Here is a 15,425-nt window from a genome sequence, read left to right as displayed (position 1 = left end):
CATAAATTAAAAATTCTTACCAAATCACCCCTTAAAATACATACAATGTATTCAAAATATTATATTTTTGTTAACGTTAGACGTTCAATTTTTTATAAAAACCGAATTAGATTATGAGCAAATCAAAACTGGAGTATATCTGGCTTGATGGTAGCAAGCCGACTCAGAAGTTACGTGGTAAAACAAAAATAGTTACCGATTTTTCCGGAAAACTTGAGGACTGTGAAGTATGGTCTTTTGATGGATCTTCCACAGGTCAAGCTGAAGGAAATTCTTCTGACTGCCTACTAAAGCCAGTATTTATTTGTCCAGATCCACAACGTAAGAATGGTTACCTTGTAATGTGCGAGGTACTTAATGCCGATAGCACTCCACACGAAACTAATGGTAGAGCTACTATAGACGATGAGGATGATGATTTCTGGTTTGGATTTGAGCAAGAATACTTCCTAATTGATAATGAAACAGGTAAACCACTAGGATTCCCAGCTAACGGATATCCTAGACCGCAAGGACCATACTACTGTTCTGTTGGAGCAAGCAATGCTTACGGTAGAGCTATCGTAGAAGAGCATTTAGATGCTTGTCTTGAAGCTGGATTAAACGTAGAAGGTATTAACGGTGAGGTTGCTGCAGGACAATGGGAATATCAAATTTTCGCAAAAGGTGCTGCTGCTGCTGGTGACGAAATTTGGGTTGCTAGATATTTACTGGAAAGAATTGGGGAACAGTATGGTGTATCTGTAGATTTACATCCAAAACCTCTTGGAGAATTAGATTGGAACGGTAGTGGTATGCACGCAAATTTCTCTAATTCTACTTTAAGAAATGCAGGAAATCGTGAAACTTACGAACAAATATGTGAAGCTTTTCGCCCAGTAGTAAAAGAACATATTGATGTTTATGGAGCAGACAACCATATGCGATTAACCGGAAAACATGAAACAGCTTCTATCCACGACTTTAGCTATGGAATTTCAGACCGTGGCGCTTCAATCCGTATTCCAATCGCAACTGTAGAGCGCGGATGGAAAGGATGGTTAGAAGACAGAAGACCTGCTTCTAATGGTGATCCTTACAAAATTGCAAGCCGAATTATAAAAACGGTTAAAAAAGCAGAATAAGCTTTAGGCTAGATTATAATTAATCTTAGATTAGGCGTTTCTTAAAAGAAACGCCTTTTTTATTGAACTTAATCAATTGATTTCAACACTCCCCAAGATTATAAATCCGGTCATGGCTCCTGCTTCTTTCATCTGTTCTCTACTCTCTTTTCCAACAGCGAAGCGATCTCTATTCTAACTACTAAATAGTGAATTCAAGATTTAAGGTTTTAAATTCCAGATTTATCCTAAAGGGAATGAGAAGTCTATTTTCAGTATACAGTTTACAGCCATTCAAAATTTTAATTTGCTAATTGTTTCCTACATCATTGAAGCTATTGTCTATATTATATGTTCTCTACTCTCTTTGCTAACAGCGAAGCGATCTCCATTCTAACTACTAAATAGTGAATTCAAGATTTAAAGTTTTAAATTCCAGATTTATCCTAAAGGAAATGAGAAGTCTATTTTCAGTATACAATTTACAGCAACCAGCCGTCAACTAAAAAGAATTCAAAATTCAACATTTTAAAATCTTGATTCCTTGCTCCTGCTTCTATCGTCTATTCTCTAGATCTCATTGTACTTTCTGCTTTCTGCTTCCTACTTTCTACTTTCTACTTTCTACTTTCTACTTAAAAATAGTCATATAAAGAAACACAGAATATCCGGCTAAAATCACCAATCCTTTTATTCTACCAAATAAAAATTTCTTCGGAAGAAAAGCTAAGGGCACCAATATAAAAGAAAAAGCAATCATCCAGTAAATATCATTACTTAAAACCTGCTGGGATTGCATAACAATAGGCTGAATTAAAGAGGTTATTCCCAATACGGAAGCGATATTAAATATATTAGAGCCAATAAGGTTTCCAAAAGAAAGTGCTTTTTCCTTTTTCAAAGCTGCAATTACCGAAGCCGCAAGTTCTGGTACGCTGGTCCCTATAGCGATCATAGTTACAGAAATCACACGTTCACTAACTCCCAGATCCCTTGCTAGGGAAACCGAGCCGTTCACTAATAGTTCTGATCCTCCATATAAGGCAGCACCACCAATAATCAACCAAATAATGATCTTAAACCAGGAAGTTCCTTTTAAGCTCTCATCCACCTCTTCAACCACTTCTTCTTTTACCTTACGGCTTCTTATAATTAAAAAAAGTAAATAAAGAATCAGTCCCAATACCAAAGCACCTCCTTCAAGGCGATCGATATCTTCATCATTAAGTAAAAAGAAATATAATGCGAAGGAAAACGCCATCATTACCGGCCAGTTAAATTTGTAAAAATCACGATCTACGGTAATGGGTGAAATCATCGCAGTAATACCTAAAACTAAACCTATATTAGCAATATTAGACCCCATGATATTTCCTAAGGAAATATCTGAAAATCCGTCTAAAGCAGCCTGTAAACTTACCAGCAATTCGGGTGCAGAAGTCGCAAAAGACACTACGGTAAGCCCTATCACCATTCGGGAAATATTCATTTTAAAAGATAAAGCGACAGAAGACCGTACTAAAAATTCACCTCCTACTACAAGTAAAGTAAGCCCTATAAGTATGTAAACTATATCCATTTCAGCATTTTTATGCGAATATAACTTAATCTTTAAAGCTATTCTATTTCATAGAATATAGATTTAAAAACTATAGAAGTAGTTAAAAAACTAAATTATTCGTTATATTGCAAACATGAAAAATATCGCCTTTTTACTTCTTTTAATCACCATACCGCTTAAAGCGCAAAAAACATATACCGGTAGGGTTTTAAGTGCAAAGGATTCTACGGCAATTCAAGGAGTTTCTATTTATTTTGATGGTACAAGTTTAGGTACAACCAGTAATGCCAAGGGATATTTCAAAATTAAGAATACCGCTTCGAATATTTCTCCGCTTATTTTTAGATCTATTGGATATACTACCCAAACTGTTCCTAATATTTCGGTTTTTGAAGATGAAAATTTTCCCATTGTTTTTCTCCAAGAGAGTATAGATGAGCTAGAAACCGTGATTTTGGAAACCGATCCATGGACACGAGCACATAAACTTAGGGTCTTTAGAAGCGAGTTTCTTGGAAAAACCAAAGCTGCCGGCAAGTGTAAAATCCTTAACGAGGATGACATTAGGTTAAAATATAGTCCTTCTAAGCATATGCTTATCGCTTATGCCGACAAACCTGTGATTATAGAAAATAAGCATCTTGGCTATATTATTGAATATGAATTGATGGATTTTACGGTAAAATACAGTGGCGGGAGTTCCGGACTTCGACTAGTAGATTATACCTTTTTTGAAGGTAGCAGTTTTTTTAAAGAGCTAAAAACTAAACCAAAAAAGCGTTTTATAAAAAATCGTGAAGATGCTTTTACAGGTTCATTGCTTCAGTTTATGCGCGCCTTATCTAAAAAGGAACTTGAAGCGCATCATTTTAGAATTTTCTACGATAAATTTGAGGTCCAGCCTTATAAATATTTTGATATCCAACCTGATGCAGACTTTACAAAAGTAACAATGCTGGCAGATAAAATAAGTATTTTACATAACAATCAACAATCGTCCATTATTTATAAGAGTCCTTTCTACATTGATCAATTTGGGAATTTCACCCCTACCCGTGCCTTTAGTATTGGAGGCTTTATGGGACAATCCAGAATCGCCAGGTTGTTACCCTTAAACTATGGATTATAAATTATTTACTACATATTTAGTTTAACAACTATTTTTTTCGTTATATTTATCAAACATTTAATTGAGATCATTTTAGCATGGAAAAATTAACAAATAAAGAAGAAGAAATTATGCGCATTATCTGGAAGTTAGAAAAAGCTTTCGTAAAAGAGATCATTCCGCATATCAAAGAACAAAAACTGCATTACAACACCGTTTCTACCATCGTTCGGAACCTAGAGGAAAAAGAGTATGTTTCGCATATCGCCTATGGGAAAACCCATCAATATTACCCTTTAGTCACTAAAGAAGCCTATCGTAAACAGTTTATGAATATCGCAACCAAGCGCTTTTTTGATAATAGCTACAAGAGCGTGGTTTCATTTTTTGCAAAAGAAGAGAAAATAAGCGCCAAAGAACTCAGAGAAATTTTAGAAATTATAGAAAATAAAAAAGAAGATTAAATCGTGGAATTTTGGAATTATATCCTTGAGAATATCCTGTTACTGGCAGTATTTTTTGCCGGCTACGAGCTATTTCTTAAAAATTCCAAATTCTTTACTTTTTCCCGTTTTTATTTGATATTCGGAATACTAATTAGTTTCGTTTTACCTCTATTTCACTACTCTATACAGGTAGAATTACACCCGGAAGATTTTATGGATGGCACTTCAGTTAATTTTGAAAGTCTCTCTCAAAATCTTGCGAATATTAGTCTTCGTAATTCGATAAATTTTGAGGGATTTATTTTTTCAGTTTATCTACTTATTAGCCTGGTCTTTTTTGTACGATTTTTATTTCAATTACTTCAGCTTAAAAAACTAATTATTGCTTCTGAAAGTATTTCAAAAATAAAAGGTCTCAAACTAAAGCGATCTCCAAAAAACTGTGGTGCATTTTCGTTCTTTAACTATATATTTTTAGATAAAATTTCAGAAAAAAAGGACAAAAACTACGTATTAAGGCACGAATTAATCCATGCACAACACTATCATAGTCTGGATGTTCTTTTCATCAATCTGGCATCTATTTTTTTCTGGTTTAATCCGTTAATGTATTACTATAAAAAACGAATTATCGATAATCTGGAATTTATTACAGATGATGCCGTAATGGCAAAAATCAGTAGTGAAAATTTAAAAAATGAACTCAAAAATTACCAATTTCAACTTTTATCACAAAGCTTAGCTATTCAGCATTTACCCATTTTATCATTTAATCATTCATCAATCAAAAAGCGAATCATCATGTTAAACAAAAAAGCAGGCAATAAACTACAGCTTTTTAAAATTTTTCTCTTAATTCCGTGCCTTTGTTTTATCTTTTACAGTTGTAATGTAGACGAAGTTGCGAGCCTCGATGAAAATGCTGAATATTCTTTTTATTTTGATAAGAATACCAGCGAAGAAAATCTTCAAAACAGGGTTAAAATTTTTAATCATTTTTACAAAACTGAAGTTGCTTTAAAAATCACCGATACTAAATACCAAAATCAATTTTTAAATCAATTTACAGTATCTCGTAAATTTAAGGATCAATCCAATTTTACATCGGGATATCAGGCAACTGGAATAGCGGAAGAAAATATTAGTTTTCTTGTAACCTACAGAGAAGGGAAGATTATATTAAACTCCAATAACAGTTACAGGATAGAACTAGATAATGATGCTAATCGTATGATTATTTCTGAATCTGCAAATAAAAAATAATTTAATACCAATCAGCTATGCAAGAATTACTGCTCCACCTTTTAAAATCTTCTGCATTAATCGGAATATTTTATTTTGCCTACCTCATTTTACTGAAACAGGAAACAAGTTTTATGCAAAATCGTAAGTTCCTAATGGTTGGTTTAGTAAGCTCGGTAGTGCTTCCATTTATTTACTTTACGCAGAAAGAATATATAGCAGTTGAAACTAATGAGGTGCCATATATAGCTTTTACTCAATTCACCCCGCAGGATAACATGGTGAACGAAGAACCTATAGATTGGTGGCAGATCGGTTTTTATGTTTATTTCCTAGGTTTAGTGGTTATGGTTTTTAAGTTTTTATTGCAGTTATATAGTCTTCAAAATCTTATAAATTCCGGCAAAAAGAAACGCTACAAAACTTTAAAGCTGGTTCGTACTACTAAGAATATTAAGCCATTTTCATTTTTTAAATACATTGTTTTCAATCCTGATAAACATCGCGAAAAACACCTGAAATTAATCTTAAAGCACGAGCAAATTCACGCAAAACAATGGCATTCTCTAGATGTAATTTTTGCATCTATATTAAGCATTGCGTTTTGGTTTAATCCTTTTATATGGCTTTATAAAAAAGCAATAATCCAAAACCTGGAATTTTTAGCAGATCAAGATGCCGTAGCAAGTATCGCTAGTAAACAAGACTATCAAAAAGCTTTGGTTATGGCCACCGTAGGCTTACAACCGGCTATGACCAATCAATTTTATCAATCATTTATCAAAAAACGAATTATTATGCTAAACAAATCGAAAAAGAAAAACAACCAATGGAAACCCCTTTTGGTCATTCCAATTTTATGCTTGTTTTTATACAGTTTTAATTTAAAAACTGAAAATATTTCTCTTCATTCTTCTACTGAAAAGATCTCGCAATTAAACGATACGCTAAAAAAGAACAGTATTTCTGGAAAAGTATCTTATGAAGAAAATGAAAATGCAAAATTACCAATACGATCAAAAGATTTTGAGATTTTGGGTGAGAACGCGCTATATATTTTAGATCACAAAACCTATACAAAATCTGAACTTACCGGAAACGCCGTAGTGTTTAAATCTATTCAGGTAATAAAACCGAAAACTGCAGAAAAGCAATTTGGTAAAAAAGGAAAAGATGGTGCTGTACTATTATCCAATGCTGAATTGATCGAAGATTTCCAAGGATATTTGAGAGAATTGGATAAACAAGAGGAAGCTATTAATCTTCAGTTTTTAAGGATTACCTCAAGAAAGAAACCCGAAATAATTACACTGCAGAAAGAACAAAGTTCTGTACAACCCCTTCAGAGCAAAGCAGTTTCTTCTGATACAATTGAGGAAAATAATTCTAAAACTACTCAAAATGATGAAAAGGTTAAAATCGTTAGTTACTCTAAATTACTGAAGGATACCTTATATGTTTTAAATGGTGTTCCCAAAAAAGACAAATCCTTTCTTCAGCATTTAAAGAAGGAAAATATTGAAAATATCACCTATATACAAGGCGATAAAGCTAAAGCGCTCTACGGGTCGAGAGTGTCCGAACACGGTGTGAAACTTTTTACTACTAAAGTTGAAGATTCTAACGCTCTCCTTCGTAAAAAGTCAAATCCAATACAATTTATTCGAATAAATGACTCTGCAGTCATAGATGGCAATCGACCTTTATATGTTTTGAATGGTAAAGTAGTTTCTTTGAAAGAATTTAAGCAGATACAACCTGAAAATATTAAAGCTGTTTATGTCATAAAAGGCAAAAAGGCTGCTGCTAAATATAAAGATGAAAATGCAGCATATGGTGTCGTGGAAGTTTACACCATAGATTTTAAGCGAGAATTACCTGGGCAATCTGCTACTAAAGTCTTCGTATATACTATTCATCAGTATGAGACCGATGCAGCGATTAATAAAATGATTGCCCTGATTAAAAAAGAATATGATATTGAAGTAGATATTAAAAAATTACATCGAAATACTGATGGCATGATCAACAGTATTAAGATGAAAGCTAAACATACTGGTTCTTCCTCTTGGAACGTTACCTATAGCTCTTCTAACAGTAGTGATCATGTCGAAACAATTTACATGATTATGGATACTGAAAGCGGTGATTTTAAAATTACGAATCAAAAACCTGAAGAGTAAATTCCCTAAAAAAGCACGTTGTACCTTTATAAAAATGGTTTTTAACACCAGCCTTGGTTCCTGTTAATTTTGAATATCAGGTGAAGCTTACAATAACTTCTTTTTTATTGAGAGTCAATATTTTAATATCTTTGAAATAAACTGACCAAAAATGAAAAAGAAGTTGTTTAAAACCTTAGCAAAACTCAACAAAAAAGTACTGCCCAGTTATTCTAAAAAGGAATTAGATTTGGCAAAAGCCAATAAATTGCAAATGGCAATAATTGGATGGAAAACCTGGGTTACAAAAAACGCTTTAGATTAATTAATGACTCCGCTTATAGAAAACCGTACTCTGCCGCTTTGTCTAAAATAGGCTTATCTCCAGATTCTTCAATTCCAAAGATTTTTCTAATATTTCGTTTCCGCTTCTCTATTGCAGCCAGAGAAAGGGGTATGTAATCTACCAGGTTCTTGGTTTTGGTTCCTTTCGACAGATAATATAAAATTTTACGGTCATTTTCGTCTAATGTAATATTTTGTGTCATTTGTGTTCTAAACAGTTCGCGAACCGTTTTACTGTAAAAAGGAATTCCGCTATTAATAGATGAAATTGCCGAACAAAGCTCTGTTGATCCCACATCACTTTTAATCATTAGGGATTCTGGATTTATGCTTCTTAGAATATTCTGTAATCTGTATTTTTCATTAAACATCGTAAGCACTATCAGTTTAGACCCTGGCGCTATTTGGCGAATCCTAACTCCTAAATCTTCCCCAGAAATTATTCTTCCATCTTTAGAAGCCGGTATTTTTATATCAAGAATAATAATATCAAAACATTTTTCTGCCTGATTGATTTGATGTAGAGCACTATCGACAGTATTAGCCGTGTGCAATAACAAGTTAAATTCGCAAGATTGCAATGTACTTTTATAGCCTTCGATGATGATGGGATGATCGTCTACAATTAACACTTTTAAGCGCTTAGCCATATTTTCCTATTTTGGTTTATTGGTATCTCTATTTTAATAATAGTTCCTTCCCGGCCACTTTTAAAATTTATTTTACCGTGAAGGTTTTGTACTCTGGATTGCATGTTTTTTAAACCAATACCTTTAACATTGGCCTTTACGTCAAAACCATGCCCATCGTCTTTTATCATTGCCAAAAGCATATTTTCCTGTTTTCTAAAAATCACTACAACCTGTTTTGCATTGGCATATTTAGTCACATTATAGGTAGATTCCTGCATAATACGGAACAAATTAATTTTGATCTTGCTGCTTATTTTATCCCATTCTATAGCGCTGTCGTTGTTTAAAACGACTTCAAATTTACCTAAAATCGACTGCTCGTTTAACAGCTCGTTCACCAAGCTTATAAACCCAGATCGTGAATCAAAAATATTCGCGTCAAGATCATGAGAAATACTTCTTACTTCTTCCCCAAGTCGCTTTAACTCGTTTATATAATTATCACGAACTTTTATCGATTCCTTATCTATTTTATTATTCAAACTACTTAAAATAAGACGAATACCAAATATTTTACCCAGTATACCATCGTGCAATTCGGCTGCAATACGTTTTTTTTCTTTTTGGCGACCTTCTTCCAGTTTATTTTGTTGATCAATTAATAAGTTATAGATCTCCTCGTTGGATTTTTGCTGCTGTTTTTCTAATTTCAGTTGTTTGTTTTTTATTTTTTGATGGCGAACCACAAATCCTAATATCAAAATGATTAATAAGAACGCTGAACCTAATATTATCCATTTTCGTTGCGCACTTAGATATTCATTTTGGGCGATAAATTCATCTGTTTCATATCTAATCCTGGCGAATTGATTACGGGCTGCCCTTTCTTCTTTTTGCAGGCTATCCTTAAGGGAAATATAACGTTCCAGGTGATCATAACTACGACCTTTATCTAATCTTGCCTGTAATCGCAAAGATTCTAACAATCCATGTACATTTCCTTTTCGTTCTGCCAACATTCTTGCTTTTTCAGTATACTTCAGGGCTTTTTGCGGGTCTTTATCTTCATAGTATTCAGCAAGATGCATACTCGAAAAAATTAATCCGTTTTCATCATCAATCGACTCCCTAAGATGTGAGGCTTTAAAAAAGTCTTCGGGAAGATTTTCTTCTTTTCCTATCTTAAATTCTGCAAAAGCTTTATTATCAATAATCTTTGCATAAAGCTGTGGTTCTTTTTCAATTAGTTTAGAAAATTTTAAAGCTGCGGCATAGGCTTTTAACGCATCCTGATAACGCGCCATATTCTCATAAACTACTCCGATATTATTTAAGGTTGATGCCTTTTGATAAGTATTATCACCTAATTCCTGCTGAATTTCATAAGCTTTTGTATGGTAGGTAAGTGAATTTTCATAATCATTCATCTGATTATAAACCACGGCAAGGTTATTATAACAACGGTAAATATATTTCTTAGCACCTACAGGTTTAAGAACCTTAAGTGCTCGAATAGTGGTCACTTCGCTTCCCACATAATCTTTAACGTTTGTCTGAAGGATAGCCATATTAATTAGCAATCTTGCAGCATTAATAGGTTTATCTTTGGCAAGATAAAGGTCACTTGCTTCTTGATAAGCATTATAACTTTCCCGATAACCGCCAATTTCAGAAAAAAAGAAGCCACGATCCCAAAAAGCGCCTGCCAGTCCTATACTATCCTTTAAATTTCTAGCATATTTAATCGCTTTTGTATTGGCCGTTAAAAATAAGGCTGAATCGATAGCCGCACCATAGTAGGACGCCTGGAGATAATTTTTCTTTTTTAGAGTATCGTTTTTTAATATTGCCGTTTGCTGTAAAAAGGTTGCGAGGTTCTTTTTACGTAATGTGATATCTAATGAATCATTTTTAAAATCATCTGATATCCTGACATCTTTAGCAGAAATTTTTTCATCTGAAGACTGATGTTGCCTACAGGATATTATCAATAAAACAATTACTATAAAAAATAAATTCTTCTTCAAAACTTGATGGTTTAAAGCCCAAATTATGAAGTGTTTTGCTTATAGTGAACGATTAAAATTTGGACGTTGATCAATTTAAGAATTTATTATGAATTATCAACGCCCTAACTTTGGCTATTCTTCTACATCTTCTTCCGGTGGATCTCTTCTTTCCTGTTCATTTTCTTCGCGCCCCGTAAAATCGTCAGAATAGGTTTCTTCAAGATCAATAATTTCAGTTTGTTGGGTAGCTTCTGGTTGAGGTAAGGATTCGGGTTCACAGGAATATGTAGTTGCCAGTAAAACCCCAAAGGTGAAAAGTGTAAATAAATTTTTCATGTGTGGTTTGTTTAAATTATTTTATCTAATTCAGGTAACTCTCCCCCATAGGAGAAGTTATGAAGTCTTTGTGAGAAGAGAAAAGAGTATATAGAGCACCCGGCTTTAGGCTGTTTGCCTAATATTTAAAAGGTAGATATGGGTAATTGAATAGAAAATTGAGTTCCTACCGGGTGTTCTAGAACTAACTAAAAATTAACAATAATAAACATGTTTAGTAAAGATATTCGAGTGCGATAATATCATAGTATCCAAAGTTTCCGCTCTCGTTTGCACCAAAGCAGGCAAGCATAACTGAATCTGGATCATAACCTGTAGGTGTTCCTGGGATATGCACTGCTCCATCCGGATCAGCAGACTCTCCGCTTTGCCCACAACTTTGTCTGGAAAACCAGTCGGTATGTCTTAAACCAAGAGTATGACCGATTTCATGTGTCATCACATGCTCATTTGTTGCGGTACTGTAATTCTCCATTCCCGAAAAGATCTGCACCCATTTGTATGGATTTCCGCCTGAAGGGAATCCGGCAACACCACCGGCCTGTCCATTGGAATTTTTATATACTACAATATCATAAGCATCGTAATCAGTACCAAAGGTAAGTGTAAAAGTTAGCCCCATATTCAAAGCATTATAATTCGCTACAGCCCTTTGTAATGCCTCACGCATTTTAGAGGAAAGATTCTGACCATAGCCTGTACCGGTAAAGCCTATAATATTTATGGTTCTTGGGCTATTGACCAAATTATATGTACGATATTGTTTAGAGGTAATATCTGCTGAACTTAATTTATTCAATTGCTCTTCAGATATTGCAATATCATTTTCGATTAAAAAAGAAGCTTCCTTTTTACCTCCTGGTAAGACAAGCTCAAAGGGCTCTACGTAATCGGAGTTAAGGTTTAGGTTGGCAACTTTCTCTATGATCTCTTTGGAAACTTGTTGTGAAGCCGGAGCTTCATTATTAAGCAGTTCCTGAGTTTCTGGAGTTGCATCTTCTTTTTGACATGAAGCAAACAGTAATCCAGTTGCCATCAAAACGAGTGGTAGTTTTTTTAATTTCATAAAAGTAGGTTTTTAATTATTACTCAAATTTAACCTACTATACTTCAGGTATTTGAAATTAAACCGTAGAATAATTACGGGAAACCCGTAAATAAAAATCCCCGGAAAAACTTCCGGGGATTCAAAAAATAAGCAGGACTAATTTACTCCAGACCGATAAGTCGCCATTCACTCATTTGGAAAATTGAGGAATCACCATATATATCTAATACAGTTAACTTATAATAGGTGTAAGCAGTATCGTTAGAGAAATTAAATTCTTTAGTTTTATTTCTGCTTTCGAATGACTGATCTGTACGGCTATCTAATTCATCCCAATTCTCTCCGTCATTAGATCCGGAAATCGTCCATGAAGCGGGATCCCGGGATGGAGCGTCATCACCAGAAGTTAGAGTATACCTCACCACTATTTTTGCTTCAGGCAATTCCTGTTGCATCCAAAGTCCAGATTCAAAATCAAAAGCTAAGTATTTTGAATTTGTATCACCGTCGATCAAGCTTGCAGAAGTCTCATCAGGATTACTGGTGTTTTCATTATTTACAGTAATCGTTGCATTTACGGTATAATCTACTGGCTCTGGGGCTGTAAGTGTTTCGAGTACTAATAACCTCCATTCACTTAACTGAAAATTATAATCCCCATTATATCCTGTAATATTCAATCTATAGTATAAATAGCTTATATCATTATCAAAATCGAATTCTCTTGTTTGATTTCTATCAGAGAAAGTTACGTTGGATTTTTCGTCCAATACCGTCCAGTTAGTACCGTCATTAGAGCCTAAAAGTTGCCAGGCATTAGGATCTCTAGAGGGCGCATCATTTCCAGAAGTTAAGGTATACTTATTAACGGGCTCTGGTGCGGTAAGTTGCTGTTGTAACCAAAAATCACTTTCCCCAATTATATTTTGAACATTTCCTGTAAGGTATTTAGAATTGGTATCATTATCAATCAATTTTGGAGATCCTTCATTTGCTCCTGCCCCGCTTCCATTTTCTTTACTTACGGTGATACTGGCTCCAACTGTAACATCGCGAAGTTGCGAGACAGCCTCAAAAGGATAGGCTAAATCAGGAAATGAAACACGAGCCTGCAATAATTCGTTCTCTACATCTTCTGTCCAGTTAAAAGCGCTCTCAGCTATAGGTTGAAGATCTTCTCCAGCCGCACCACTCATAAAGTGAACAAATTCTCCTAAATTCATGCTTCTTGCATAACGATCCCCATCTTTGGGAAAGTTTTGAGAAGTAATATTATAAAAATTATTCAAAAAAGAAGTTTTACCATAAGTTTCGTAAACTGGCTGAAACCAATCCCTAAACCAGTATACACCGTTAATCTGGGTATTTGAGTACCGATCTTTTACGGTGGTCGCTTCAGCTTCCATATCGATATTTAAGTAAGTATCGTATACAAAGATTTTATTGAATTCGTCCATCCATAAATCTTCTGCTGGAGAGCCTTCAACACCTTTAGCCGAATATTCAACCAGCTTTCCTATTTGTGAAATAATTAGCGTAGTCTTCTCTTCTTCCATTTCAGCATCATTTAAAGGAATATCAATAACACCTCCATTTACATCAGATTCAAAGTCTGTTAAAAATTCTGCCCGATCTGTTACTCCTGTATGAAAAACAGCATATAAAATATTATTACCTACATTGTTGTAAGCACTTATAGCATTATCCCAAACATTCTGGGTAAATAGGAAAGGCCAATCTATAGCCCTATCTACGTAATCATCGTAATAAACGGCAACGTTTGTTTCATAATATTGTCGATTTAAAGACTCTTCATGGCCAAACCAGTTTTCATTAAATCCTCTGGCCGGAGCATTTGCCCCATCTGTATTTACAACAGCATCTGGCATTCCTTCAACGATACTACTATCATCTGTTTCACAGGAAGTGATCCCCACCATAAATAAGGAACCAAGAAGTATTTTAAAAGTATTTTTTTTCATAACTCTATAGTAAAAAGTTAATTATCATTTTAGTCATTAATGTATAATAGGCTCCATTCACCTATTTGTAGATCGGTACTACCTGCATTCTCCGTTATTTTCAATTTGAAATAAGAATAGTTCATATCCTGATCGAATTGAAAAATTTTATTTTGAAAACGTTCCTCAAAAGCTATATCTGTTTGCACATCAATGCTCTCCCAGTTTTCTCCGTCTATAGAACCTAACAACTCCCAGCTTTTAGGATCTCTTTCTGCAAAATCATTAGCAGATGAAATTGCATAAGCATTAACAGTAGTAGTCTCTTCAAAAGACAAAATCGCCTGGAAATCATTAGAATACGGTCTTAGAAAAAATTTAGTGCTTAGTAAACCATCCGTAAGTTTTAAAGATCCTTCCGGAGCATCTGCTCCATTTGAATTTTCAGCACTTACGTTTAAGGTACCTTCTAAAGCAAAATTTATCGGCTGATTCTCTTCTGGAATTTCTGAATATTCATAATCCAATTCAGGGAAATCTTCACGAGCTTTGGTAAGTTGCTCTTCATAAATTGAGCTCCAGCCAAAAGCGATCGTTGCTTGTTCCTTAAGATTATGATTCGCAGCGCCACTCCAAAAATGAATAAACTCTCCCATATTCATTCTTCGTGAAAATCTGTTGTGAGCAGCATTTGTTGGAAAATGATCAGCTAGTAGATCATAAAAATTATTCAGCAATGCAGATTCTCCATAATTTGAGTAGATAGGATAAAACCAATTTCTAAACCACATCGTACCTGGACGAGGATAATCATCTACATTATTCATAAAATCATCATAGGTATGTTTGGCGAACTCTTCTTTTCCTATTCCTTTATAAACATCGTATACAAAAATCTCTGCCCATTTACTGTCCCCCCAAATATCCCATGCCGGATTATATTGAATGCCGTTGGTAGCACCTTCAACAATATGGCCTACTTCATGGATCATCATGCTTAAACCTAAATCTGGATCTTCTTCTTGCCATGTATAAGGCCCACAGTCTACAACATTTCTAAAGTCATGACTTTCGTCCATAAATGTTGAGGGATGCCCTCCAGAGTATTTATTGGTATGTAATATGGCATATAACTTTTTATCTTGGCCATAAGAACCGTATACGGTTTTCACATACTCCCATACATCTGAAAATGTAGTATTAGGCCATGTAATCGAACGGTCCACTTCACTATCATAATACAATGCAAGATCATCATCTTCGTAAACCAGTTGAACTAACTCTGTATGATCAAACCAATGCTCCTGCCACATAGCTGGAGCTGCATAATCGTCTTGTACTTCTTCAACTGTTTCTTCTGCTTCCTCGCGATCATCTTCAGGTGATACTTCATGCTCACTTGAGGAACATGAATTCATAAAGAAAAATAGCGTTAAAACAGAGAAAACAATATGGTATGGAAATTTGATCAT

At 34.4% G+C, this 15,425-nt stretch carries 13 protein-coding genes; 6 read left to right on the top strand and 7 right to left on the bottom strand.

The annotated features are described in order from the left end of the window. Positions 1 to 113 precede the first annotated feature (113 nt). Positions 114 to 1,124, top strand: coding sequence for a glutamine synthetase beta-grasp domain-containing protein (locus AC13DP_RS16905; RefSeq protein WP_013072569.1), 1,011 nt, complete (start codon positions 114 to 116; stop codon positions 1,122 to 1,124). 610 nt (positions 1,125 to 1,734) lie between these two features. On the opposite strand, the gene AC13DP_RS16900 is transcribed toward AC13DP_RS16905, so the two are convergent. Next, positions 1,735 to 2,682 (bottom strand): calcium/sodium antiporter, encoded by a 948-nt coding sequence (locus AC13DP_RS16900; protein WP_483068163.1) that lies wholly within the window; start codon positions 2,680 to 2,682, stop codon positions 1,735 to 1,737. Between the two features lie 115 nt (positions 2,683 to 2,797). Between AC13DP_RS16900 and AC13DP_RS16895 the strand changes: the two genes are divergently transcribed. From AC13DP_RS16895 to AC13DP_RS16875, 5 genes are all read left to right on the top strand, one after another. After that, positions 2,798 to 3,793 (top strand): carboxypeptidase-like regulatory domain-containing protein, encoded by a 996-nt coding sequence (locus AC13DP_RS16895; RefSeq protein WP_483068162.1) that lies wholly within the window; start codon positions 2,798 to 2,800, stop codon positions 3,791 to 3,793. Positions 3,794 to 3,870: 77 nt separating this feature from the next. Beyond that, on the top strand, positions 3,871 to 4,236 hold the full coding sequence (locus tag AC13DP_RS16890) for a BlaI/MecI/CopY family transcriptional regulator (protein ID WP_013072572.1): 366 nt from the start codon (positions 3,871 to 3,873) through the stop codon (positions 4,234 to 4,236). A gap of 3 nt (positions 4,237 to 4,239) precedes the next feature. Next, a complete protein-coding gene (locus AC13DP_RS16885; RefSeq protein WP_483068161.1) occupies positions 4,240 to 5,481 on the top strand; it encodes a M56 family metallopeptidase in 1,242 nt (413 codons plus the stop codon). A 17-nt stretch (positions 5,482 to 5,498) separates the two neighbouring features. Then, a complete protein-coding gene (locus tag AC13DP_RS16880; RefSeq protein WP_483068160.1) occupies positions 5,499 to 7,643 on the top strand; it encodes a M56 family metallopeptidase in 2,145 nt (714 codons plus the stop codon). 151 nt (positions 7,644 to 7,794) lie between these two features. Continuing rightward, a complete protein-coding gene (locus AC13DP_RS16875; protein ID WP_013072575.1) occupies positions 7,795 to 7,947 on the top strand; it encodes a hypothetical protein in 153 nt (50 codons plus the stop codon). A 13-nt stretch (positions 7,948 to 7,960) separates the two neighbouring features. Here the strand turns inward: AC13DP_RS16875 and AC13DP_RS16870 are convergent, their stop codons facing one another. From AC13DP_RS16870 to AC13DP_RS16845, 6 genes are all read right to left on the bottom strand, one after another. After that, positions 7,961 to 8,617 carry a response regulator gene (locus AC13DP_RS16870; protein ID WP_228250684.1) on the bottom strand — a complete coding sequence of 219 codons (657 nt, stop codon included), beginning with the start codon at positions 8,615 to 8,617 and terminating at the stop codon, positions 7,961 to 7,963. After that, entirely contained in the window at positions 8,602 to 10,626 is a 2,025-nt protein-coding gene (locus tag AC13DP_RS16865) for an ATP-binding protein (protein ID WP_483068159.1), read from the bottom strand. The genes AC13DP_RS16870 and AC13DP_RS16865 overlap by 16 nt, the downstream gene beginning before the upstream one ends. 114 nt (positions 10,627 to 10,740) lie before the next feature. Continuing rightward, complete coding sequence (locus AC13DP_RS16860) at positions 10,741 to 10,944, bottom strand: hypothetical protein (protein ID WP_013072578.1); 204 nt, start codon at positions 10,942 to 10,944, stop codon at positions 10,741 to 10,743. Positions 10,945 to 11,158: 214 nt separating this feature from the next. Further along, positions 11,159 to 12,010, bottom strand: coding sequence for a M57 family metalloprotease (locus tag AC13DP_RS16855; RefSeq protein ID WP_228250682.1), 852 nt, complete (start codon positions 12,008 to 12,010; stop codon positions 11,159 to 11,161). A gap of 143 nt (positions 12,011 to 12,153) precedes the next feature. Beyond that, the gene (locus AC13DP_RS16850; RefSeq protein WP_483068158.1) at positions 12,154 to 13,974 is read right to left on the bottom strand and encodes a discoidin domain-containing protein; all 1,821 of its coding nucleotides are present in this window, start codon (positions 13,972 to 13,974) and stop codon (positions 12,154 to 12,156) included. A gap of 29 nt (positions 13,975 to 14,003) precedes the next feature. Beyond that, entirely contained in the window at positions 14,004 to 15,425 is a 1,422-nt protein-coding gene (locus tag AC13DP_RS16845; RefSeq protein WP_483068157.1) for a discoidin domain-containing protein, read from the bottom strand.

The organism is Zunongwangia sp. L-65, assembly GCF_056859415.1.
This window is presented reverse-complemented; position numbering and strand designations above follow the sequence as displayed.